We start from the raw sequence: 21,840 nt of genomic DNA, 5'->3' as shown, positions 1-21,840 counted from the left end.
CTTCTCCCCGTCCGGGCCGGTGCTTGATGCTACCGAGCCCATCACGTGCTTCCGGCCGCCTCCGGCCGAGCGTGAAACGGATCACCCATTCGAGCGAGGCTTCGCATGTTTACGGTTTGCGCCATCCGGCAGGGGCGGGTTCCCGCCGTCGAACGCGGCGGGACGGCGCTTCCCCGGGAACGGCGGGGGCGAGGGCCGCTCGGCCCGGGCACCGGAGCGGCCGGAGCACCTCAGCGGCCGAACGATTCCAGCCATTCCGCGTCGAGCTCGCCCTCGGCCACGATCACGGCGGGGCCGGTCATCTCGATCTCGCCGTCCGGCCGCTCGGTGATGACCAGGGTGCCGCCGGGGACGTCGACGGTGTACGTCTCCGGGGCGCCGGTGACGGCCGGGTCGGCGCCGTCGCGGCGGGCGGTGGCCACGGCGACCGCGCAGGCGCCGGTGCCGCAGGACCGGGTCTCGCCGGAGCCCCGCTCGTGGACGCGCATCGCCACGTGCCGGGGGCCGCGGTCCACGACGAACTCGACGTTGACCCCGTCGGGGTAGGCGGCGGCCGGGCTGACCGGCGGCGCCTCGAGGAGCGCGCCGGCGTCCCCGAGGTCGTCGACGAAGGCCACGGCGTGCGGGTTGCCCATGTTCACGTTGCGGGCGGGCCAGCTGCGGTCGCCGACGGCGACGGTGACGTCTCCCTCGGGGAGGCGGGCCCTGCCCATGCCGACGGTGATGCCGCCGTCCTTGTCGATGTGCACGGTCTTCACGCCGCCGCGCGTGGCCACGGCGAGATCGCCCTCGCCGGTGTGCCCGGCGCGCTGGAGGTAGCGGGCGAAGACCCGCACGCCGTTGCCGCACATCTCCGCGACCGAGCCGTCGCCGTTGCGGTAGTCCATGAACCATTCGGCCTCGGCCGCCAGGTGCCGGGCCTCGGGGTGGGCCGCGGAGCGCACGACGTGCAGCAGGCCGTCGCCGCCGATGCCCGCGCGGCGGTCGCACAGGGCGGCGACGGCGGCCGGGGGCAGCTCGATGACGTTCTCCGGGTCGGGGACGATCACGAAGTCGTTCTCGGTGCCGTGGCCCTTGAGGAAGGCGATCCGCGTGCTCATTCCTCGATCGTACGGTGCGGGTCGGACATCCCGTACGGCGGTCGCGGCGCGCGGCCCAGTACGGCGGTCGCGGCGCGCGAGGACCGGCCCAGTACGGCGGTGACGGCGTGCGGGGCCCGGCTCAGCGCAGGCGTGCCACGCGCCACACGGCCAGGGCGACGATCGCCACGACCAGCAGGCAGTACGCCCCGAGGACGCGCCAGTCCGGTCTGCGGCCGGAGCCGCGCGGCGGCAGGCCGGGCCAGGTGTAGCCCACGCGGCGGGCGGCCATCATGCCCCAGCCGGCCGCGCAGAGGCAGATGAGCAGCCCCAGCATGGCGATCACGGCACCGCTGTCGCCGAAGTCGAAGGCGAGCGGGAACGCGAACATCAGGGAGCCGAGCGCGGCCAGGCCCACGATGGGCGCGAGCTGCCACAGGCGCAGCCTGCGCTGCGGGCGGAGCTCGACCTCGACCTCGGGGCCGCCGGTGTACATCTCCTCCGGCGGGGGCCCGTCGTCGGTCACGCCGCCGTCGACGTCGGCGTCGTCGGTCACGTCCGGGCCCAGCCGCTCGCCGTCGGGCTCCCGCTCACCGGTGCCGGTGGTGCGGTTCCCCGTGCCTTGTGCGGTGTCGCGAGGGCCGGCCTCCATCGCCACGCGCCCTCCCAACTCGGACTCCACTTGGTCGATCGAAGCTCGATGATGGCACGGTGGCGCAGGCCCGGATGACGACCGGGGCGTCCCGATGCCATCACGTGATCAGGCTGTAACCGCTCGTTCGACCAACGCCAGGGCCAGCTGCGGAAGTTCTGTGACATCTGCCGCAGCCCCACTGAGCCAGTGCACCCGCGGGTCGCGTCTGAACCATGAATCCTGACGGCGCGCGAAGCGTTTGGTGGCACGGACGGTCTCCGCGCGGGCCTCGTCGAGGGTGCACTCCCCCTCGAGCGCCGCGAGCACCTGCTGGTAGCCGAGCGCGCGCGAGGCCGTACGCCCCTCGCGCAACCCTTTCACCTCCAGTGCGCGCACCTCGTCGACGAGCCCGGCGTTCCACATCCGGTCGACGCGGCGGGCGATGCGCTCGTCGAGTTCGGGGCGGGCGACGTCGACGCCGATCTGGACGGTGTCGTACACGGAGTCGTGGCCCGGCAGGTTGGCGGTGAAGGGCCGTCCGGTGATCTCGATGACCTCCAGGGCACGGACGATACGGCGGCCGTTGCTGGGCAGGATCGCCTGGGCGGCGTCGGGGTCGGCGGCGGCCAGACGGGCGTGCAGCGCTCCGGACCCGCGCAGCGCCAGCTCCTCCTCCAGCCGGGCCCGGACCTCGGGGTCGGTGCCGGGGAACTCGAGGTTGTCGACGGCGCCCCGGACGTACAGTCCCGATCCGCCGACCAGGACGGGCCAGCGGCCCTCGGCGAGCAGGGCGTCGATGCGCGCGCGGGCGAGGCGCTGGTACTCGGCGACCGAGGCGGTGACCGTGACGTCCCAGATGTCCAGCAGGTGGTGCGGCACCGCCTGGCGCTCCTCGGGCGTCAGCTTGGCCGTGCCGATGTCCATCCCCCGGTAGAGCTGCATGGAGTCGGCGTTGACGACCTCACCGCCGAGTCGCTGCGCCAGGAAGACGCCCAGATCGGACTTTCCGGCCGCGGTGGGTCCGACGACGGCGATGACGCGCGGGGAGGGGGGTGCACTGCTCACCGCCCCAGTCTCGCAAACCTCAGAGGGTGGTCTCGAACGAGTTACGTGACGGCCCGTGTGCGGGGTCGTTGCCTGTTGCGAGGTTTTCGCCGCCGATTCGGTGGGGGCGGCGACCCGGGGGCGCAAACGGACGCACCGGACGACGCGGGATTTCGCCCGCACGAGTACCGTATGGAGTGGATATGGGCGTTTTCGCACGGATTTTTGGCAGGTCGAAGGGCTCGGAGGAGGCCTCGTCCGCCGAGGTCGAGGTCGAGGCGGAGGCCGGTACGGAGACGGCCGGGCCCGCTGCTGAGGCGGCGGAGCCCTCGGGTCCGTCGGATGCCGAGGCGGAGGAGACGGCCTCCGCGGCGGCCGCCGACACCGACGGGACCGGCACCGACGACGGCGTCGAGATCCCCAAGCAGCAGTCCGCCGACAAGGCCGCCGACAGCGAGGCCGGTGAGGGCGCCCGCAGGTAACTGCCCCGCGCGGGAAGGTGAAGCATGGGTCTGATGGACAACCTGAAAGCCAGGATCGCCCCGGCCAAGGACAAGGTCTCCGACTTCGCACAGCGGCACGAGGACAAGGTGCATCACGGCCTCGACAAGGCCGCCAAGGTCGTCGACGAGCGGACCAAGGGCAAGTACCGCGACAAGATCCACTCGGGGACGGGCAAGGCACACGGGGCCATGGGCCGCCTCGCGCACAAGGGCGACGACCCGGCGACGGGCGGCGGCACACCACCGCCGGACGCCCCGCCGCCGACCACCTGACCGGCACCTCCGGCACCTTCGCGGACGGTCTCGCGGCCTTCGGGCGCGCGGCTGTCCGCGGTGTCAGACAGCCCCTAGGACCAGGTGGCCACCAGGTAGCCGACCCCGTACGGCGCGTCCTCGTACAGCAGGGCGCCCGCCAGGTCCGCGGCCTCCGCGGCTCCGGCCAGGACCTGCCACGGGGCCCGGCCCGACGCCTGCAGCTCCCGGGCGAGCGCGATGTCGAGCTCCTGGAGGGCCGGCACGTCCGCGGAACCCAGCGCACGCGCGACGGACGCGTCGAAGGGCGCCGCCCGCTCGTCCAGATAGCCGGGCGCCTTGAGCGTGCGGCAGGCGCTGGCGTCGCCCATCACCAGCAGCGCCACCCGGCCGGCCTGGGCGGCGAGCTCCCTCCCCGTCTGGATACACCGCTCGGCGGTTGTCGGTTCCGCGATGCCGAGTCCCTCGATCGGGGCGTCCGACCATCCGGTGCGCTCCAGCAGCCAGGCGGCGACGGCGAGGGACGGCGGCAGGACACCCTGTGGCTCCGCTCGCGCGGCTCCCAGGGCCCCAGGCGCGCTCGTGGCGCTCGTGGCGCTCGCGCCGAGACGTACGGCGACGTCGACGCCGAAGCCCCGGAAGGAGCCCGGCGTGCCCTCGGGGAAGGTCCCGGTCTCCCCGGCGGGCCCGACGACCACCAGCAGGTCGGGCCGGGCGGCGGCGAGCACCCCGAGCGCGTCGGCGCACGCGGCACGCGCGGCGTCCAGCTCGGGGGCGGCGCCCGCCGCGACCTCGGGCACGAGGAGGGGCGGGCATGGGCAGACTGCGGCGGCGACAAGCATGATCGGCAGCCTACTGCGGCGCCGTACGGCGGCCCGGGACAGCTCCCGCGGCGTGCCCGGGGCGGCTCCGGCGGCGCCGTCAGTCGATCGCGCAGCCCGAGGTGGCCACCGGCAGCGGCGCGGGCACGCCCACCTTGGGCAGGCCCAGCAGCACACCGGCCGGCTTGGCCTGCTCGGCGGCGTTGCGCTTCTCCCAGGCGTCGCCCGCGCGCGTGCGGCGCACGTCGAGGACGGAACCCTCGGCGAGGAGGTGGTGCGGGGCGGCGTAGGTGATCTCGACGGTCACCACGTCACCGGGGCGGACCTCCTGGTCCGGCTTGGTGAAGTGCACGAGGCGGTTGTCGGGGGCGCGGCCGGAGAGGCGGTGCGTGGCGTCGTCCTTGCGGCCCTCGCCCTCGGCGACCATCAGCTCCAGGGTGCGGCCGACCTGCTTCTTGTTCTCCTCCCAGGAGATCTCCTCCTGGAGGGCGACCAGCCGCTCGTAGCGCTCCTGGACGACCTTCTTGGGGATCTGGCCGTCCATGGTGGCCGCCGGGGTGCCGGGGCGCTTGGAGTACTGGAACGTGAACGCCTGCGCGAAGCGCGCCTCGCGGACGACGTGCAGCGTCTGCTCGAAGTCCTCCTCGGTCTCGCCGGGGAAGCCCACGATGATGTCGGTGGTGATCGCGGCGTGCGGGATGGCGGCGCGGACCTTCTCGATGATCCCGAGGTAGCGCTCCTGGCGGTAGGAGCGGCGCATCGCCTTCAGCACGGTGTCCGAACCGGACTGGAGCGGCATGTGCAGCTGCGGCATCACGTTCGGCGTCTCGGCCATGGCGGCGATCACGTCGTCGGTGAAGTCGCGCGGGTGCGGCGAGGTGAAGCGGACGCGCTCCAGGCCCTCGATGTTCCCGCAGGCCCGCAGCAGCTTGCTGAACGCCTCGCGGTCGCCGATGTCCGAGCCGTACGCGTTGACGTTCTGCCCGAGCAGCGTGATCTCGCTGACGCCTTCGGCGACCAGCGCCTCGACCTCGGCGAGGATGTCGCCGGGACGGCGGTCCTTCTCCTTGCCGCGCAGGGCCGGGACGATACAGAACGTGCAGGTGTTGTTGCAGCCGACGGAGATCGACACCCAGGCCGCGTAGGCGCTCTCGCGCCGGGTCGGCAGCGTGGAGGGGAACTCCTCCAGCGACTCGGCGATCTCGACCTGCGCCTCCTCCTGCACGCGCGCGCGCTCCAGCAGGACGGGCAGCTTGCCGATGTTGTGCGTGCCGAAGACCACGTCGACCCAGGGGGCCCGCTTGACGATGGTGTCGCGGTCCTTCTGGGCGAGGCAGCCGCCGACGGCGATCTGCATGCCGGGCCGGCTCGCCTTCTTCGGGGCGAGGTGGCCGAGGTTGCCGTACAGCTTGTTGTCGGCGTTCTCGCGCACCGCGCAGGTGTTGAAGACGACGACGTCGGCGTCACCGTCGGAGCCCTCGGGCGCGCGGACGTACCCGGCGTCCTCCAGCAGACCGGACAATCGCTCGGAATCGTGGACGTTCATCTGGCACCCGTAGGTGCGTACCTCATATGTCCTGACGCCCACTGCCTGGCTCCGGTCGCTGCTGCTCATGGGACAAGGGTATGCGGTCGTCCGGACCCCTCTCCCCGGTGTCCCGTACGCCTAGGCGGTGCCGCCCTTCCATCCCTGGCGGCGCAGTACGGCACCCACGTCCGGCGCCTCGTAGTGGTCGCCCTTGAGGACCTTGCCGTCGGCCCGGCGGGCGACCTGGCCGTCCGGGCCGAGCTTGGTCATGTTGGAGCGGTGGATCTCGGCCAGGACGGCGTCCAGGTCGATGCCGTGCACGAGGGCGGTGCCGTAGGCCACGTACACGACGTCCGCCAGCTCGTGCGCGAGCCGGTCGAGGGGGCCGGTGACCGAGACCTCGGCGACCTCCGCGGCCTCCTCGGCGAGCAGCTCTCCCCGGTGGGCGGCGAGCTCCGGCGCCACCTCCGTCGGGGCGGTGCGGGCGTCGAGCCCGAAGGCCAGGTGGAACTCGCGGACCAGGTCGGCGGGAGAGGGACTCATGCGGCCGACTGTAGCGAGCGGCCGGCACCGGTCCGGCCCCCGCCTGTGACCCCGGCCCTGGTCAGCGGGTGCGGCGACTGGCAGGATCGCGGCCATGTCCACCGCACTGACCCGCATGAGCAGGCGCCGGGCCCTCCAGGGCGCGGCCGCCGGCGTCGTGGCCCTCGGGCTGCTGCTGTGGTGGATGCTGCCCCTGGGCGAGGACCCGCCGAGCGGGACGATCACGTTCAGCACCGGCACACGCGCGGGTGTGTACCAGGAGTACGGCGAGCTGCTGCGCGAGGAGCTGGCCGAGGACATGCCCCAGCTGAAGGTGCGGCTGCTCACGAGCGACGGCTCGCAGGAGAACGTCCAGCGGGTGGCGACCGGCCGGGCCGACTTCACGATCGCCGCCGCCGACGCCGTGGACACCTACCGGATCGGCGGCAAGCCCGTCATGGACCGGCTCCGCGGGGTGGCCCGCCTGTACGACGACTACGTCCAGCTCGTCGTGCCGCCGGACTCGGACATCCGCTCCGTCGCCGACCTCAAGGGCAAGCGGGTGGCCATAGGGCTGCCGGACTCCGGGGTGCGGCTGATCGCCACCCGAGTGCTGGAGGCGGCGGGCATCGACCCGGAGAAGGACATCACCGCCCGCTCGGACGGCATCGACACCGGCCCCGAGCGGCTCGGGCGCGAGCTCGACGCGTTCTTCTGGTCGAGCGGGGTGCCGACGGACGGCCTGGAGAAGATCGCGCAGACGTCCTCGTTCCGTTTCGTGCCCATCGACGCCGACCTGGTCGCCAAGGTGCACGCGCAGGGTGACGCGGCGCACTTCTACCGCGCGACGAACATGCCGGAGTCGGCCTATCCCACCGTCCAGAACGGCAGCACGGTGCCGACCATCGCCGTCTCCAACCTGCTGATCACCCGCGAGGACATGGACCCCCGGCTCACGGAGTGGCTGACCCGGACGGTGATCAAGAGCCGCGACGGCATCGGCGCGCACGTGCACTCCGCGCAGCTGGTGGACCTGCGCACGGCGATCTATACGGACCCGCTGGGCCTCCACGAGGGCGCGCGGCGGTACTACCGGTCAGTGAAGCCCTAAGAGCTGTCCCGTGGCACCAGGGCGAAACGCGTCCTAGTCGACCGGGCCGTTTCTGGGCAGGGTCACCGTCACCCGCAGGCCGTGCGGCTCGTGGTGGGCGTACGCGATCGTGCCGCCCCCCGCCGCGAGCAGGGCCCGCGAGATCGACAGGCCGAGACCCGAGCCCTTGACGTTCTGGTGGCGTCCGCTGCGCCAGAAGCGGTCGCCGATGCGGGCGAGCTCCTCGTCGGTGAGGCCCGGTCCGCGGTCGGCCACCTCGATCGTCGCCGCGTCGCCGTCGGACGCGACGGTCACCTCGACGCTCTCGTCCCGCGGGGTGAACTTCACCGCGTTGTCGATCACGGCGTCCAGGGCGCTGGACAGGGCCACCGGGTCGGCCCAGGCGGTGGTGGCCGGGCAGGTCCCGTGCAGCCGTACGCCCTTGGCCTCGGCGGTCGGCGCCCACGCCGCGACGCGCTCGGCGGTGAGCGCGCCGATGTCGGTCAGCCGGATGTCGGCCTCGGTGTGCTCGGCGAGGGCCAGGTCGAGCAGGTCGTCGAGGACCTGCGCCAGGCGCCGCCCTTCGGCCTGGACCGAGGCGATCTCCTCGTTGCCCTCGGGCAGTTCGAAGGCGAGCAGTTCGATGCGCAGCAGCAGGGCGGCGAGCGGGTTGCGCAACTGGTGGGAGGCGTCGGCGACGAAGGCGCGCTGCTGTTCCAGGACGTCCTCGACGTTGTCTGCCATCTCGTTGAACGACCGCGCCAGCCGCCGCAGTTCCGGCGGCCCGCTGGCCACGGCGACCCGCGACTTCAGGCGTCCGCTCGCGATCTCGTGCGTGGTGACGTCGAGGACCCGCACCGGTCTGAGTACCCATCCGGTCAGCCGGAGCGCCGCTCCGACGGCCACCAGCATGGCGGCGGTCAGACCGGCGCCGATGATCAGCCAGCCGTGCAGGATGCGGGACCGCATGGGCCCGGTGGGCGAGTCGGTGACCACGACGGCGACGACGTCACCGTCCCGGATCACCGGCGAGGCGACCACCAGCCGGCCGCGCTGCCAGGGCCAGACCTGCTGCGGGTCGTGGCTGCGCCGGCTGAGCAGGGACTCCTCGAAGGCGTCGCGCACCTCGCCGGTCCCGGGCAGGAACCAGGTGGTCGGGCCGCTGGCCAGGGGGGTGTCGTTGGGCAGGAAGACACCGGCGCGGATGCCGTAGACCTCGTAGTAGTTCTCCAGTTCCCGGCTGAGGACGCGCAGGACGTCTCGGGAGCCGGTGGCGGTGTCGGTGGCGGGGCGCGCGATGGCCGCGAAGTACGCCGTGTCGTCGATCCTGTCGACGACGACCTTCTGCTGCTGTGCGGCGGCCAGGCTGACCGCGAGGGGCACGCCGAGCGCGAGCAGCACGGCCGCCATGAGGACGATGAGCAGCGGGAGAAGCCGAGTGCGCACCCTGGCCCGCTACGCCGCCGGGGCCACGAGCCGGTACCCGACCCCGCGCACGGTCTCGATCAGCGCCGGCATGCGCAGCTTGGCCCGCAGGGACGCCACATGCACCTCAAGGGTGCGGCCGGTGCCCTCCCAGCTCGTCCGCCAGACCTCGCTGATGATCTGCTCCCGGCGGAAGACCACGCCGGGCCGCTGCGCGAGGAGGGCGAGCAGGTCGAACTCCTTGCGCGTGAGCTGGACGACCGAGCCGTCCACGCTGACCTGGCGGGTGGGCAGCTCTATGTGCACGGCGCCCAGGCGCAGCACGCCCTCGCCGCCCGTCGTGGCGTCCTCGGGCACGCTGCGACGGCTGACGGCGTGGATGCGGGCGAGCAGTTCCCCGGTGTCGTACGGCTTCACGACGTAGTCGTCGGCGCCGAGGTTGAGCCCGTGGATGCGGGAGCGGACGTCGGAGCGCGCGGTCACCATGATCACCGGGGTGCTCGTGCGTTTGCGGATCTTGCCGCAGACCTCGTAGCCGTCCTGGTCGGGCAGGCCGAGGTCGAGCAGGACGACGCCGAAGCCGTTGCCCTCCGGGACCAGCGCCTGAAGAGCCTCCTCGCCGCTGCGGGCGTGCGTGACGTCGAAACCGTGCCGGGCGAGCACCGCGGACAGCGCGGCGGCGACGTGGTTGTCGTCCTCGACGAGAAGCAGTCTCATCCGTGCCTCCTTCGGTTCACCGGGCGTACGGTTCGGACAGGTATGGATCCTGGGGGGACCCGCGCGTGCACATGGCAGTCACGCTGATGGACGAGGACGCCGTCAAGAGGGTTCCGGTTGCTCGCTGTTTCCGTTATGCAGCCGGTACGCGCCCGTTCGCCGGTACTACGACACGTGTCCGATTGCTATCGGATCGTGATGCTCAGATTCACCTCAGAAGTAATGACGCAGGTCGGGAACGGTCACTACTGTCCTCCGAAACCGAGGAGGACGGAGCCTGAGAGCGATGACCGAAGTATCGGTGGCCAAGGACGACGTGGCCGCGTCCGGCGACCTTGTGGTCCTGAAAGATGTGAACAAGCACTTCGGCGCGTTGCACGTGCTCCAGGACATCGATCTGACGATCACCCGCGGTGAGGTCGTCGTCGTCATCGGGCCCTCCGGGTCCGGCAAGTCCACCCTGTGCCGCACCATCAACCGCCTCGAGACGATCGACTCCGGCTCGATCACCATCGACGGCAAGCCGCTGCCCCAGGAGGGCAAGGAGCTGGCCCGGCTGCGCGCCGACGTCGGCATGGTCTTCCAGAGCTTCAACCTCTTCGCGCACAAGACCGTGCTCGAGAACGTGATGCTCGGGCAGATCAAGGTCCGCAAGGCGGACAAGAAGAAGGCCGAGGAGAAGGCCCGGCAGCTGCTGGACCGCGTGGGCGTGGCGACCCAGGCGGACAAGTACCCCGCGCAGCTCTCCGGCGGGCAGCAGCAGCGTGTCGCCATCGCCCGGGCCCTGGCCATGGACCCCAAGGTCATGCTCTTCGACGAGCCCACGTCGGCGCTCGACCCGGAGATGATCAACGAGGTCCTGGAGGTCATGCAGCAGCTGGCCCGCGACGGCATGACCATGATCGTGGTCACCCACGAGATGGGCTTCGCGCGTTCGGCGGCCAACCGGGTCGTCTTCATGGCCGACGGCAAGATCGTCGAGGAGGCCGTGCCCGACCAGTTCTTCAGCGCCCCGCGCAGCGACCGGGCGAAGGACTTCCTGTCCAAGATCCTGCACCACTGACGGACTGCGCATCGCAGCCGACGCCCTGCGTCACCCGCCGGCCCGTCTTCAGGGCACGTGTCTCTTCATCACACAAAGGATGTTCACCATGAAGCTCCGCAAGGTCTCCGCCGCGGCCGCCACGGCACTCGTCCTCACCCTCACCGCCACCGCCTGCGGCGGCGACGGCGACAGCGAGGGCGGGTCGGGCTCCGGTGGGGGCGACAAGATCAAGATCGGTATCAAGTACGACCAGCCTGGTCTGGGTCTGAAGGAGCCGGGCGGCAAGTTCTCCGGCTTCGACGTGGACGTCGCCACGTACGTCGCCAAGGAGCTCGGCTACGACGCCGGCCAGATCGAGTTCGTCGAGACGAAGAGCGCGGACCGCGAGAACGCGCTTGCGCGTGGTGACGTCAAGATGATCGCGGCGACGTACTCGATCACCGACGAGCGCAAGGAGAAGGTGGACTTCGCGGGTCCGTACCTGCTGGCCCACCAGGACCTGCTGATCAAGGCCGACTCGAACATCTCCAAGGGCACCGACCTCAACGGCAAGAACCTGTGCTCGGTGACCGGCTCGACCTCCGCTCAGAACGTCAAGGAGAGCATCGCTCCCAAGGCCAACCTGAAGCAGTACAGCGGCTACTCCGAGTGCATCGCCGCCCTGCAGAGCGGCGCTGTGGACGCGGTCACCACGGACGACTCGATCCTCGCCGGCTTCGCCGCGCAGAGCCAGTACAAGGGCAAGTTCAAGCTTGCCGGCCTCAAGCTGAGCAACGAAAACTACGGCATCGGTGTGAAGAAGGGTGACACCGAGACCGTGAACAAGATCAACACCGCGCTCGAGAAGATGGTCAAGGACGGCGCCTGGGACAAGGCCGTCCAGGACAACTTCGGTCCGGCCAACTACAAGAACGAGCCCGCGCCGAAGACCGGCACCATCGTCAAGTAACGCGAGGGTTCACCGGCGTGCCGTCGCCGACCGCGATCGAGGCGGCGGCACGTCGTCTTGTCCATATACGTCACCCACCCGGAAGCGCGGGAGATCGTGTTCGACTTTCTTTCTGACTACAACGACCCCAGCCTGCTGGGCGCCTTCTGGGTGACGATCAAACTCACCCTCCTGTCCGGCGTCGGCTCCCTGATCTGGGGCACCCTCCTGGCCGCCATGCGGGTCAGTCCGGTGCCACTGATGCGCGGCTTCGGCACGGTCTACGTCAACGTCGTCCGGAACGTCCCCCTGACCGTCATCATCCTCTTCACCTCTCTCGGTCTCGCCGACATCTTCGGCGTGACGATGGGCTCCAAGGTGTTCGAGACCCGGGACTTCCGCTTGGCCGTTCTGGGCCTGGCCGCCTACACCGCGGCGTTCGTCTGCGAAGCGATCCGTTCCGGCATCAACACCGTGCCGCTGGGACAGGCGGAGGCCGCGCGCGCCATCGGCCTGAACTTCAGCCAGACACTCAGGCTCATCGTGCTGCCGCAGGCGTTCCGTGCGGTCATCGGTCCCCTGGCCAACGTGCTCATCGCCCTGACCAAGAACACCACCGTGGCGGCCGCGATCGGCGTCGCGGAAGCAGCTCTGCTGATGAAGGAAATGATCGAGAACGAAGCTCAGACAGTGCTGATCGGCGCGGTCTTCGCCTTCGGTTTCGTGGTACTGACCCTGCCCACCGGCCTGTTCCTCGGCTGGCTGAGCAAGCGACTGGCGGTGAAGCGATGAGCTCGGTCCTTTACGACACTCCCGGCCCTCGCGCCAAGCGGCGCAACATAGTCCTCTCTGTGGTCTTCGTCGTCCTGCTCGCCGCGCTGCTGTGGTGGGTCTGGAAGACCATGGACGAGAAGAACCAGCTCGAGTGGTCCCTGTGGAAGCCGTTCACCCAGTCCGAGGCCTGGTCGACGTATCTGTGGCCGGGACTGGCCAACACGCTCAAGGCTGCGGCGCTCTCCATGGTCATCGCTCTTCCGCTGGGCGCCGCCTTCGGTATCGCACGCATGTCGGACCACAAGTGGGTACGGGTTCCTGCCGGTGTGGTCGTCGAGTTCTTCCGCGCCATCCCCGTCCTGCTGCTGATGCTGTTCGCCAACGAGTTCTACGTCCGTTCCACGGGCATCCCGAGCGATGAGCGTCCGCTCTACGCGGTGGTCACGGGCCTGGTGCTCTACAACGCATCGGTCCTGGCCGAGGTTGTCCGCGCAGGCATCCTGGCCCTCCCGAAGGGGCAGACCGAGGCCGCACAGGCCATCGGTCTGCGCAAGGGCCAGACCATGACCACCATCCTGCTGCCGCAGGCCGTGACGGCGATGCTGCCGGCCATTGTCAGCCAGCTCGTGGTCATCGTGAAGGACACCGCGCTGGGCGGCGTGATGATCGGGTTCACCGAACTGCTCAACTCGCGCTCGACGCTGGCTGCCTTCTACGGCAACGTCATCCCCAGCTTCGTCGTCGTGGCGATCATCTTCATCGTCCTGAACTTCGCCCTCACCAGCTTCGCGAGCTGGCTGGAGAAGCGGCTGCGGCGGAGCAAGCGCAGCACGGGCGCCGTCCTCGGGGCCGAGGACATGGAGGAGCTCAACCCGGCCGCTACGGGTGGCACCTTCGGGACCGGGGCCGGAGGGTCCATCTGACTTCTGGTCATATCTCACAAGCAGAGAGGGCAGTGGCGTGATCGCCACTGCCCTCTTCGCTCTCCCGCACCCTGGCGCCCCACCCGAACCACCCCACATGCGATGACATGATCGCCACAGCCCTCCGTCGCTTGACGCAAACACTGGCAATGGGTTGCATACGTTCTGTGATCGTGCACCCTGCTCCATCTTCTTGTTCACTCGCGTCCCTCGGGACACCGTTGCGGGCAGGGGGCGCCACGCCGTGGACCCGGTGATCATCGTCGGCGCGGGGCCCGTCGGGCTCACCCTCGCCCTGGCACTGGCCCGTCAGGAGGTGCCCTGCGTCGTGCTCGACGAGGGCCCCGGCAAGGACGAACCCCGTCTCGCCCGCACCGTCGTCCTGCGGGAGGACACCACCGCCCTCGTGGAACGCCTCACCGGCACCCCGCTCGGCGCGCTCGGCACCCGATGGGCCGGATGGCGGTCGATGCGGCGCAAGCAGGTGACACGCGAGGTCTCCTTCGAGGACGCCTCCGCCCAGCCCGAAGGGCACCCCAGCCCCGCCCCGCTGCACATCGCCCAGCACGCCCTGACCGGCGCCCTGCGCACCGCCCTCGCGCACGAACCCCTCGTCAAGCTCGCCGTGGACAGCCGCCTGGACGCGATGGAACAGGAGCCCTCCGGCGTCACCGTGCACACCCGCGGCCCCCAGGGCACGTGGTGGCGCGGCAGTTACGTGGTCGGCTGCGACGGCCCCCGCTCGACCGTCCGCAAGCTCCAGGACATCCGCTTCCCCGGCCGCACCGCCGTCGAACGGCACGCCGTGGCCGCACTCCGCGTGGAACTCCCCTGGAAGGGCCACGCGTTGCTCCACCGCATGCCACCCTGGCGCACGTCCGCGCCCTCGGCCGGCGAGATCACCGGACGCCCACTGCCCGACGACGTGTGGCGCCTGGACTGGCTGCTGCCGCCGGGCAAGGACCTCGTCACCCCCGAGCTGCTGGTCACGCACATCCGGGAGACCCTCGCGGGCTGGTGCGAGGGGGCGACACCGCCGTACGACCTGCTCGACACCGGTGTGCACACCGTGCACCACCGGCTCGCCCGCCGCTGGCGCACCGGCCGCGTCTTCCTCGCGGGCGACGCCGCCCACTGCCTCGGCACCCTCGGCACCCACGGCCTCGACGAGGGGCTGCGCGACGCCGACAACCTCGCCTGGAAACTGGCACCCGCCTGGCACCACGGCACGCACGAAGCGCTGCTCGACTCCTACCAGACCGAGCGGCGCACAGCCGTCGCCGCCCGGCTGCGCGCCGCCGACCAGGCACTTCCGCTGCTGCGCTCCGGCAGCGGTCTGCGCACGCTCGTGCCCGGGTCGGCCCGCGGTCATGAGGCCCTGCTGATGGACGGGCACCTCGGCCAGGGAACCGTCGGAGCGCCGGGGACGTACGCCGACTCACCGCTCGCCCCGGGCCCGCTGGAGGGCGAGGTCCCCGTCGACACGCCGCGCGGCGCTCCGGTCGCGGACGTCCGGGTCACCGCCGAGGACGGCTCCTTCGCCCGGCTCCGGGACCGGCTCGGGCGCGGTGCGCTGCTGGTCGTCCTCATCGCGCCGGGCACGGGTGTGTGGGACCGCAAGCACTGGGCGACCGCCGGCATCATGCCGCGCCTGGCGGCGGCGGTGACGGCGCTGCCGTACCGGGCCGAGTTGCTCGTCGCGGAGAGCTATCCGGGCGCGGCCGCGCACTCGGTCCTGCTGGTACGCCCCGACGGGCATCTCGTGACCGCCCTCGGCGGGGTGCGACCCGCTGACCTCTACGCGGCGGCCGAGGCCGCCCTGGGCGGACCGCCCCAGGCCCAGGACCGGGCAGAAGCCGGGGGACGGACACAGGCCGGTGCGGAACGGGCCGGAGCTGCTTCCCGCTGAGATCACCCCCGCCCTCCCGTGTGCCGGCTTGGTACACGGGAACGGCACTCACCGTCACTGTGGGGTCCGCATAGTGACGGTGAGTTGACCGGTCCCGACCCGCGTGGTGTACTCCCGATCGTGACCGACACCTGTGTGCGCCTGTGGCGGAGGGTCCATATGGACCTCGTCCGCTATGCGGGCTGCGTGTGTCGTCCGTCCTGCTGACTTCGCCTCTTTCTCCCTCCGCGTGCGCCGCGACCTTCGCTCGTGCTGCCGCGCGCTCTTCGCGAACTCCCTTCAGGACGGTGCCCCTTGTCTGTCTCCCCTGCCGCCGTTGCCTCCTCGCAGCAGAACTCAGCGGCCGACGCCTCCTCCTCTGCCTCCGCGCCGACGCAGGCGGACCTGCTCGACTTCGTCCGGCGCGCCGCCGCCGACGCAGAGTTGATCGCCTCGCTCCCGCTCGACCCCGAGGGCCGCACCTGGGTACGGCTCGAAGGTCCCGGTGGCAGCGAGGCCTGGCTGATCGGCTGGCCTCCCGGTACCGGCACCGGCTGGCACGACCACGCCGAGTCGGTCGGGGCGTTCGTCACGGCTTCCGGTGAACTCACCGAGCACTCGCTCGCTGTCCGGCTCCCGGCCGGCGGCTGGAAGACCCTGGAACTGGCCGACGACGTGGACCGCTCACGCCGCCTGTCCGCCGGCAAGGGCCGCGCCTTCGGCCGTCACCATGTGCACGAGGTCCTCAACGAGTCGACCGAGCGGCACGCGATCTCCGTGCACGCCTACTACCCGCCTCTCCCGCTCATCCGCCGGTTCAGCCGCAGCGGCCCGGTGCTGCGCCTGGAACAGGTCGAGCAGCCCGAAGACTGGCAGTGAGCGAGCACCGAGTGGAGGGGAACGGCGATGAGCGGTACGGAGAGCAGGGGTGAACGGCCCGTCGGCATCGACGCGTTGCTGGAGCGGGTGCGGTCCGGCTACGAGCGGATCGAGCCACGGGACGCCTACGCGGCCGCCGAGAACGGTGAGGCCCTGCTGGTCGACATCCGGTACGCGGCCCTGCGTGAACGGGACGGTCTGATCCCGGGCGCGCTGGTCGTCGAACGCAACGAGCTGGAGTGGCGGCTCGACCCTCAGGGCAGCCATCGCCTCCCCGAGGCCACGAGCCATGGCCTGCGGGTCGTGGTGCTCTGCAACGAGGGCTACGCGTCGAGCCTGGCGGCGGAGTCGCTGCATCGCCTGGGTCTGCACCGGGCCACCGACCTGGTCGGCGGCTTCCAGGCGTGGCGTGCGGCGGGGCTACCGGTGACGCCGGGCTCGGAGAGCCAGGGCGCCTCCTAGGCTCCCGGCCGACCGGGCCCGGCTACCTCCGACCGGCCCCGGCTGGCTCCCGAGCCGATCCCCGGAGCCAGACGCGACCCCGGACGCGGACCCGAAGCCAGAAGCGAACCCGGACCCGGACGTGGACCCGGAAGCGACCCCGTACGCGATGGGCGCCCCCGCACGTCCACCGCGTTCGGCACCTCGCGCACCTTCCACACATGCCGCACGTCCGCCCTCCCAGCGGACGCCGGGCACCTCCTCCCCCGCGAGTCAGGCCCCCTCCTCCCCCGCGAAGTCAGCCCCCCTCGTCCCCCAGGAAGTCGGTGTCCTCGCCCTCCTCCTCCAGTGCCTGCCGGACCACCCGCAGCGCCATGCCCTCGGGGTAGCCCTTGCGGGCGAGCATGCCCGCAAGGCGGCGCAGGCGCTTGTCGCGGTCGAGTCCCCGGGTGGAGCGCAGCTTGCGCGCGACGAGTTCGCGGGCCGTCGCCTCCTCCTGTTCGGAGTCGAGCTGGGAGACGGCCTCGTCGATCAGCGCGGAGTCCACGCCCTTGGTACGCAGCTCCCTGGCGAGCGCCCGTCGGGCGAGCCCGCGGCCGTGGTGCCGGGACTCCACCCAGGCGTCCGCGAACGCGCTGTCGTTGATGAGCCCGACCTCCTCGAACCGCGACAGCACCTCCTCGGCGGCGTCGTCCGGGATCTCCCGCTTGCGCAGGGCGTCGGCGAGCTGCTTGCGCGTGCGCGGAGTCCCGGTGAGCAGGCGCAGGCAGATCGCCCGTGCCCGCTCGACCGGGTCCCCCGGTGGCGTCCCCTCCTCGGCCCTCGACGAGGAAGGGGCGCCACCGTCCTCGCCGGACGGCTCCGTACGTCCGCGCCGGCGTCGTCCGCGCGGACCTTCCGGCCCGCCCGAACCCCATGCCCCGCCGCGATTCCGTCGGCGGCGGGAGCCTCCACGGGAGGCGGCGGCACCGTCGTACGCCGTGCCGCCCTCTCGCCGGGCCCCGCTGTCGATCCCCTCGTCCGCTTCATGGGCCGGATCCCCGTCGGGGATGTACCCGCCCGTCCCGGAGGAGCCCGCGTCGGCTCTCCCCCACCCGCGCGGGGCCTCCGGGTGGTCGGTGTACCCGGCCCAGTCCGTTCGCCGTGTCACGGATCAGCTCTTGGCAGCCGCGGCCTTGGTCTTGGCTGCCTTGGCCGCCGGCGCGGGCACCGACTTCGCGGCGTCGTCCGAGGTGGCGGCAGCGGCCTCCGCGCCGGGCTCGGCCGCGGGCTCCTCCGGACGCACGCCGACGCCCAGCTTCTCCTTGATCTTCTTCTCGATCTCGTTGGCGAGGTCGGGGTTGTCCTTCAGGAAGTTGCGGGCGTTCTCCTTGCCCTGGCCGAGCTGGTCGCCCTCGTACGTGTACCAGGCGCCGGCCTTGCGGACGAAGCCGTGCTCCACGCCCATGTCGATCAGGCCGCCCTCGCGGGAGATGCCCTGGCCGTAGAGGATGTCGAACTCAGCCTGCTTGAAGGGCGGCGCCACCTTGTTCTTGACGACCTTGCAGCGGGTGCGGTTGCCGACCGCCTCCGTGCCGTCCTTCAGGGTCTCGATGCGGCGGATGTCGATACGCACCGAGGCATAGAACTTCAGCGCCCGGCCACCGGTCGTGGTCTCCGGGGAGCCGAACATCACGCCGATCTTCTCGCGGAGCTGGTTGATGAAGATCGCCGTGGTCTTGGACTGGTTGAGGGCGCTGGTGATCTTCCGCAGGGCCTGGCTCATCAGACGGGCCTGGAGACCGACGTGGCTGTCGCCCATCTCGCCCTCGATCTCCGCGCGCGGGACGAGCGCGGCGACGGAGTCGATGACGATGAGGTCGAGGGCGCCGGAGCGGACCAGCATGTCCACGATCTCGAGTGCCTGCTCGCCGTTGTCCGGCTGGGACAGGATCAGGTTGTCGATGTCGACGCCGAGCTTCTTCGCGTACTCGGGGTCGAGCGCGTGCTCCGCGTCCACGAAGGCGACCTGGCCGCCGGCCTTCTGCGCGTTGGCGACGGCGTGCAGGGTCAGGGTCGTCTTACCGGAGGACTCCGGTCCGTAGATCTCCACCACACGGCCGCGCGGCAGGCCGCCGACGCCGAGGGCGACGTCGAGGGCGGTCGATCCGGTCGAGATGACCTCGATCGGCTCCATCGACCGCTCGCCCATGCGCATGACCGCGCCCTTGCCGAATTGCCGTTCAATCTGTGCGAGAGCGGCATCCAGGGCCTTCTCGCGGTCGGTTCCTGCCATGGGTTCCACCCGGTTTGCTTGAGTCGATCGCTTCACGTCAAAGACGCTAACGCCTGCCACTGACAACGCGCCCCGACGCCCGTCCAGCCTGTGGATAACTCGGGGACATCTCCCCCTGAACTGTGGCGAAACGCCCACCGAGTGGCCTGCCGGAGCCTCCATAAGAATAGATGTTCGATTTTTGTGTCAAGCGCGCCACACCCTCCCCGGGCAGGCCCCTCAGGAAGGCCCCGTCCCGGATCCCCCGAGGTTCTCCTGGTCCCCCGGGTCCCCCGGGTCCCCCGAGTCACCAGAGTTCCCCGAGTCTCCCGCGCTCTCGGTTTTGCGGTTCCACGCCTCGCGTATCCGCCCGACGAGCCCGCGCCCGGCGCCCCGGTCCCGGTGCCCGTGGACACGCGGGTCGTCCGTCACGTCGTACCGCTTCACATAGGCACCCAGGAACGCCTGCAGCGTGGCGACCGCCGGAATGGCGACCAGGGCACCCACCGCGCCGAGCAGGGCCGTGCCCGCGATGACCGAGCCGAAGGCGACCGCCGGGTGGATGTCGACGGTCTTGGAGGTCAGCTTGGGCTGGAGGACGTAGTTCTCGAACTGCTGGTAGACCACGACGAAGGCCAGCACCCACAGCGCGTACCAGGGGTCGACCGTGAACGCGATCAGCATGGGCAGGGCGCCCGCGAGATAGGTGCCGATGGTGGGGATGAACTGCGAGACCAGACCCACCCACACGGCGAGCACGGGCGCGTACGGCACGTCCAGAACGACCAGCAGGATGTAGTGCGCTATGCCCGAGATCAGCGCCATCAGGCCGCGCGAGTACAGGTAGCCGCCGGTCTTGTTGACAGCGATCTCCCAGGCCCGCAGCACCTCGGCCTGGCGGGCCGGCGGCAGCACGGAGCACAGCGCCCGCCGCAGGCGCGGGCCGTCCGCGGCGAAGTAGAACGAGAACAGCGTGATCGTCAGCAGCTGGAACAGACCGCCGAGCACCTGGGCGGAGACGTCCAGGACGCCGGTCGCGCTGTTCTGCACGTAGTTGCGCAGCCAGTCGGAGCGCAGCAGCCCCTCCTGGACGTCCACGCGCCGCAACTCGGTGCCGAAGTGCGTGTTGATCCAGTTGATGACGGAGTCGAGGTACTGCGGGAAGTCCTCGACGATCTTGATGATCTGCCCGGCGAGCATCGACCCCAGCAGGGTCACGAACCCTGCGGAGACGATCATCACGGCGAGGAAGACGAAGGCGGTGGCCAGTCCCCGGCGCATGCCGCGGGAGGCCATCCAGCTCACCGCGGGCTCGATGGCGAGCGCCAGGAAGAACGCGATGAGGATGTTGATCAGCAGCCCGGTGAGCTGGTGGAAGGCCCAGCTGCCGAGCTGGAACACACCGACGAGGGCCAGCGTCAGCACCAGGGCGCGCGGCAGCCAGCGCGGCATGCGCGCGTCCGCCCCGCCACCGGCCTCGGTCGGGGGCGGGCCGGGCGGGGTCGTGCCGGACGGGGGTTCCTGCCGGGTGAGCTGCCCGGTCTCCTCAGTGCGTGCCACGGAGCAAGTCTCGCCCACGGCGGTGACAATCGGACCCGGGCCTGCGATCTCTGTGACGGGTCAGCGCTTCTCCCCCGGGACGTTCATGACCTCGCACACCACGCGCCACACGTCCTTGGCGTCCCAGCCGGCCCCCAGCGCCTCGTGCACGGTGCGTCCGCCGAGTTCCGTCATGACATGGTCGCGCGCGAACGTCTCGGCGTACCCCGCTCCGAAGTGCTCCGCCATCCGCTGCCAGAAGACCGTCAACCGCATGAGTCCCGCTCCATACCCGCCATCATCTGCACGTTTCCCATTCTTCACGCCCCCGCTTCTACGCAGAGTAAAGCCTGGACCCCACCGGCACGCGCGAGTGCGCCGACCCCCGGAGGACGGGAGCCGGCGCCGGGAAAGGGCCCGTTACGGGGTGACGCAGCCGATCGAGCCGACGGGCAGGTCGTTGCCGGTGGAGGTGGCGGTGAAGCCGAAGGTGACGCTGCCGTCCGGTGGGATGCTCCGGTTGTGGTCGACGTTCCTGACGGTGACCGTGCCGTCGCTTCCGGTGCTCAGCGTCCCGTTCCACACACTGCTCAGCCGCGTTCCGGTGCCCGGCTGCCAGCGCACGGCCCAGCCGGTGAGCGCGGCCGTGTTGTGGTTCATCACCTCGACGGAGCCCTGGAAGCCACCGCTCCAGGAGTTCGTCACGGAGTAGACGGCCATGCAGCCGGTGTGCGGGTCGGTCGGCGTGGGAGTCGGAGTCGGAGTCGGCGTACCGTCCGAGCCGCGGATGCCCGTCACCTCGCCGTTGCCGCCGTCGAAGACGATGTCGGAGCAGGAGAAGAAGTTCTCCTGGCTGTCCGAGCGCACCCACTGGATGAACAGCACCGCGTCACCCGAGCGGCCCGCGGGCAGGTTCAGGTTCCAGTAGTAGTGCCCGGACTCGCTGCCCGGCGAGCCCGACTGCGCGGGATTGGTGACGGTCTGGATGAGTTCCAGGTCGTCCCAGCCCAGCTCGGTGCTGGGCGAGTAGCCGGGCTTGGACAGATAGACCCGGAAGTCGCCCGGGTGCGCCGCCCAGTTGCTGTACCGGACCTGCATGCTCTTCCCGGAGGTCAGATGCGTGCGGGGCCAGTCGGAGCGGGCGGCGTTGTAGCCCGTGAAGTTGTACGGGGAGCGGTCGCCGGCGCTGCACAGCTTGCCGTCCGGCACGTACCCCGCGCCGCGCCCGCCCGCGTTGGAGTCGAGCACGGCGAACCAGTTGTAGAGCGCCGTCGATCCGCTCTCCGCCAGCGCCGCCTTGCACGCCGGGTTCGTCGGGTCCAGGGCGCCGGTACCGGTCTTGGCGTCCAGATAGCAGAGATAGGTCCGCGATCCGGGCATCATCGCCACCCCGTGCGCCTGCGCGCTGCCCTGCCCGAGCAGGGCCAGGCCGAGCCCGCCGAGCAGGGTGGCGAGCACCGCCGCCCAGGAGAAGAGCCGGTTTCTGCGTCGAACCATGGTGCCTCCTGTCGTTCCGTGGCTGTCCGCTGTGGGGCCCCCGGCCCGCCCGGGGTC

Annotated in this window: 24 protein-coding genes; 11 read left to right on the top strand and 13 right to left on the bottom strand. The window is 71.0% G+C overall.

Annotated elements, in window-relative coordinates; genetic code table 11:
• Nucleotides 1–230: 230 nt before the first annotated feature.
• The 3 genes from dapF to miaA form a co-directional block, all read right to left on the bottom strand.
• Complete coding sequence (gene dapF / locus ADL34_RS05890; protein ID WP_062673302.1) at nt 231–1,100, bottom strand: diaminopimelate epimerase; 870 nt, start codon at nt 1,098–1,100, stop codon at nt 231–233.
• Nucleotides 1,101–1,221: 121 nt separating this feature from the next.
• Nucleotides 1,222–1,731 carry a hypothetical protein gene (locus tag ADL34_RS05885; RefSeq protein WP_062673304.1) on the bottom strand — a complete coding sequence of 170 codons (510 nt, stop codon included), beginning with the start codon at nt 1,729–1,731 and terminating at the stop codon, nt 1,222–1,224.
• Nucleotides 1,732–1,839: 108 nt separating this feature from the next.
• Nucleotides 1,840–2,778, bottom strand: coding sequence for a tRNA (adenosine(37)-N6)-dimethylallyltransferase MiaA (gene miaA, locus ADL34_RS05880; protein WP_062673306.1), 939 nt, complete (start codon nt 2,776–2,778; stop codon nt 1,840–1,842).
• 182 nt (nt 2,779–2,960) lie between these two features.
• On the opposite strand from miaA, the gene ADL34_RS05875 reads away from it, so the two are divergent.
• Both ADL34_RS05875 and ADL34_RS05870 read left to right on the top strand, forming a co-directional pair.
• Nucleotides 2,961–3,239, top strand: a complete 279-nt coding sequence (locus tag ADL34_RS05875) for a hypothetical protein (protein ID WP_062673308.1) — start codon at nt 2,961–2,963, stop codon at nt 3,237–3,239.
• Between the two features lie 24 nt (nt 3,240–3,263).
• Nucleotides 3,264–3,533: an antitoxin gene (locus ADL34_RS05870; RefSeq protein ID WP_062673310.1), complete on the top strand. Its 270-nt coding sequence runs from the start codon at nt 3,264–3,266 to the stop codon at nt 3,531–3,533.
• 74 nt (nt 3,534–3,607) lie between these two features.
• On the opposite strand, the gene ADL34_RS05865 is transcribed toward ADL34_RS05870, so the two are convergent.
• From ADL34_RS05865 to ADL34_RS05855, 3 genes are all read right to left on the bottom strand, one after another.
• Nucleotides 3,608–4,354 carry a class III extradiol dioxygenase subunit B-like domain-containing protein gene (locus ADL34_RS05865; RefSeq protein WP_199835526.1) on the bottom strand — a complete coding sequence of 249 codons (747 nt, stop codon included), beginning with the start codon at nt 4,352–4,354 and terminating at the stop codon, nt 3,608–3,610.
• Between the two features lie 79 nt (nt 4,355–4,433).
• Complete coding sequence (miaB, locus tag ADL34_RS05860) at nt 4,434–5,948, bottom strand: tRNA (N6-isopentenyl adenosine(37)-C2)-methylthiotransferase MiaB (protein ID WP_062673314.1); 1,515 nt, start codon at nt 5,946–5,948, stop codon at nt 4,434–4,436.
• A gap of 51 nt (nt 5,949–5,999) precedes the next feature.
• On the bottom strand, nt 6,000–6,404 hold the full coding sequence (locus ADL34_RS05855) for a MazG nucleotide pyrophosphohydrolase domain-containing protein (protein ID WP_062673316.1): 405 nt from the start codon (nt 6,402–6,404) through the stop codon (nt 6,000–6,002).
• A 94-nt stretch (nt 6,405–6,498) separates the two neighbouring features.
• On the opposite strand from ADL34_RS05855, the gene ADL34_RS05850 reads away from it, so the two are divergent.
• Nucleotides 6,499–7,494 carry a TAXI family TRAP transporter solute-binding subunit gene (locus ADL34_RS05850; RefSeq protein WP_062673319.1) on the top strand — a complete coding sequence of 332 codons (996 nt, stop codon included), beginning with the start codon at nt 6,499–6,501 and terminating at the stop codon, nt 7,492–7,494.
• Nucleotides 7,495–7,527: 33 nt separating this feature from the next.
• On the opposite strand, the gene ADL34_RS05845 is transcribed toward ADL34_RS05850, so the two are convergent.
• Together ADL34_RS05845 and ADL34_RS05840 are read right to left on the bottom strand one after the other, a co-directional pair.
• A complete protein-coding gene (locus ADL34_RS05845; RefSeq protein ID WP_062673321.1) occupies nt 7,528–8,919 on the bottom strand; it encodes a sensor histidine kinase in 1,392 nt (463 codons plus the stop codon).
• Between the two features lie 9 nt (nt 8,920–8,928).
• Nucleotides 8,929–9,615: a response regulator transcription factor gene (locus ADL34_RS05840; protein WP_062673323.1), complete on the bottom strand. Its 687-nt coding sequence runs from the start codon at nt 9,613–9,615 to the stop codon at nt 8,929–8,931.
• Nucleotides 9,616–9,901: 286 nt separating this feature from the next.
• Here ADL34_RS05840 and ADL34_RS05835 point away from each other — a divergent pair, with 286 nt between their 5' ends.
• The 8 genes from ADL34_RS05835 (at nt 9,902) to ADL34_RS05805 (ending at nt 16,514) form a co-directional block, all read left to right on the top strand.
• Nucleotides 9,902–10,678 carry an amino acid ABC transporter ATP-binding protein gene (locus tag ADL34_RS05835; RefSeq protein WP_062673325.1) on the top strand — a complete coding sequence of 259 codons (777 nt, stop codon included), beginning with the start codon at nt 9,902–9,904 and terminating at the stop codon, nt 10,676–10,678.
• Between the two features lie 88 nt (nt 10,679–10,766).
• The gene (locus ADL34_RS05830; RefSeq protein WP_062673327.1) at nt 10,767–11,609 is read left to right on the top strand and encodes a glutamate ABC transporter substrate-binding protein; all 843 of its coding nucleotides are present in this window, start codon (nt 10,767–10,769) and stop codon (nt 11,607–11,609) included.
• 96 nt (nt 11,610–11,705) lie between these two features.
• The gene (locus ADL34_RS05825; RefSeq protein WP_062673340.1) at nt 11,706–12,380 is read left to right on the top strand and encodes an amino acid ABC transporter permease; all 675 of its coding nucleotides are present in this window, start codon (nt 11,706–11,708) and stop codon (nt 12,378–12,380) included.
• Nucleotides 12,377–13,285: an amino acid ABC transporter permease gene (locus ADL34_RS05820; protein ID WP_062673328.1), complete on the top strand. Its 909-nt coding sequence runs from the start codon at nt 12,377–12,379 to the stop codon at nt 13,283–13,285. The genes ADL34_RS05825 and ADL34_RS05820 overlap by 4 nt, the downstream gene beginning before the upstream one ends.
• Before the next feature lie 244 nt (nt 13,286–13,529).
• The gene (locus tag ADL34_RS05815) at nt 13,530–15,194 is read left to right on the top strand and encodes an FAD-dependent monooxygenase (protein ID WP_062673330.1); all 1,665 of its coding nucleotides are present in this window, start codon (nt 13,530–13,532) and stop codon (nt 15,192–15,194) included.
• A gap of 18 nt (nt 15,195–15,212) precedes the next feature.
• Nucleotides 15,213–15,401 (top strand): putative leader peptide, encoded by a 189-nt coding sequence (locus tag ADL34_RS37190; RefSeq protein WP_400093141.1) that lies wholly within the window; start codon nt 15,213–15,215, stop codon nt 15,399–15,401.
• An 87-nt stretch (nt 15,402–15,488) separates the two neighbouring features.
• Nucleotides 15,489–16,052 (top strand): cysteine dioxygenase, encoded by a 564-nt coding sequence (locus tag ADL34_RS05810; protein ID WP_062673332.1) that lies wholly within the window; start codon nt 15,489–15,491, stop codon nt 16,050–16,052.
• Between the two features lie 27 nt (nt 16,053–16,079).
• A complete protein-coding gene (locus ADL34_RS05805) occupies nt 16,080–16,514 on the top strand; it encodes a rhodanese-like domain-containing protein (protein WP_062673334.1) in 435 nt (144 codons plus the stop codon).
• Nucleotides 16,515–16,791: 277 nt separating this feature from the next.
• On the opposite strand, the gene recX is transcribed toward ADL34_RS05805, so the two are convergent.
• The 5 genes from recX to ADL34_RS05780 all read right to left on the bottom strand — a co-directional run bounded on the left by recX (nt 16,792) and on the right by ADL34_RS05780 (nt 21,783).
• Nucleotides 16,792–17,643, bottom strand: a complete 852-nt coding sequence (gene recX, locus ADL34_RS05800; RefSeq protein WP_062673088.1) for a recombination regulator RecX — start codon at nt 17,641–17,643, stop codon at nt 16,792–16,794.
• A 3-nt stretch (nt 17,644–17,646) separates the two neighbouring features.
• The gene (recA, locus tag ADL34_RS05795; RefSeq protein ID WP_062673087.1) at nt 17,647–18,768 is read right to left on the bottom strand and encodes a recombinase RecA; all 1,122 of its coding nucleotides are present in this window, start codon (nt 18,766–18,768) and stop codon (nt 17,647–17,649) included.
• 219 nt (nt 18,769–18,987) lie between these two features.
• A complete protein-coding gene (locus ADL34_RS05790; protein ID WP_079034414.1) occupies nt 18,988–20,307 on the bottom strand; it encodes an AI-2E family transporter in 1,320 nt (439 codons plus the stop codon).
• Between the two features lie 60 nt (nt 20,308–20,367).
• Complete coding sequence (locus tag ADL34_RS05785) at nt 20,368–20,562, bottom strand: DUF3046 domain-containing protein (protein ID WP_062673084.1); 195 nt, start codon at nt 20,560–20,562, stop codon at nt 20,368–20,370.
• Nucleotides 20,563–20,706: 144 nt separating this feature from the next.
• Nucleotides 20,707–21,783, bottom strand: a complete 1,077-nt coding sequence (locus ADL34_RS05780; RefSeq protein WP_062673082.1) for a lytic polysaccharide monooxygenase auxiliary activity family 9 protein — start codon at nt 21,781–21,783, stop codon at nt 20,707–20,709.
• Nucleotides 21,784–21,840: the final 57 nt, after the last annotated feature.

Source organism: Streptomyces sp. NRRL WC-3605 (genome assembly GCF_001509795.1).
In the GTDB taxonomy this organism is placed as follows: domain Bacteria; phylum Actinomycetota; class Actinomycetes; order Streptomycetales; family Streptomycetaceae; genus Streptomyces; species Streptomyces viridochromogenes.
This window is presented reverse-complemented; position numbering and strand designations above follow the sequence as displayed.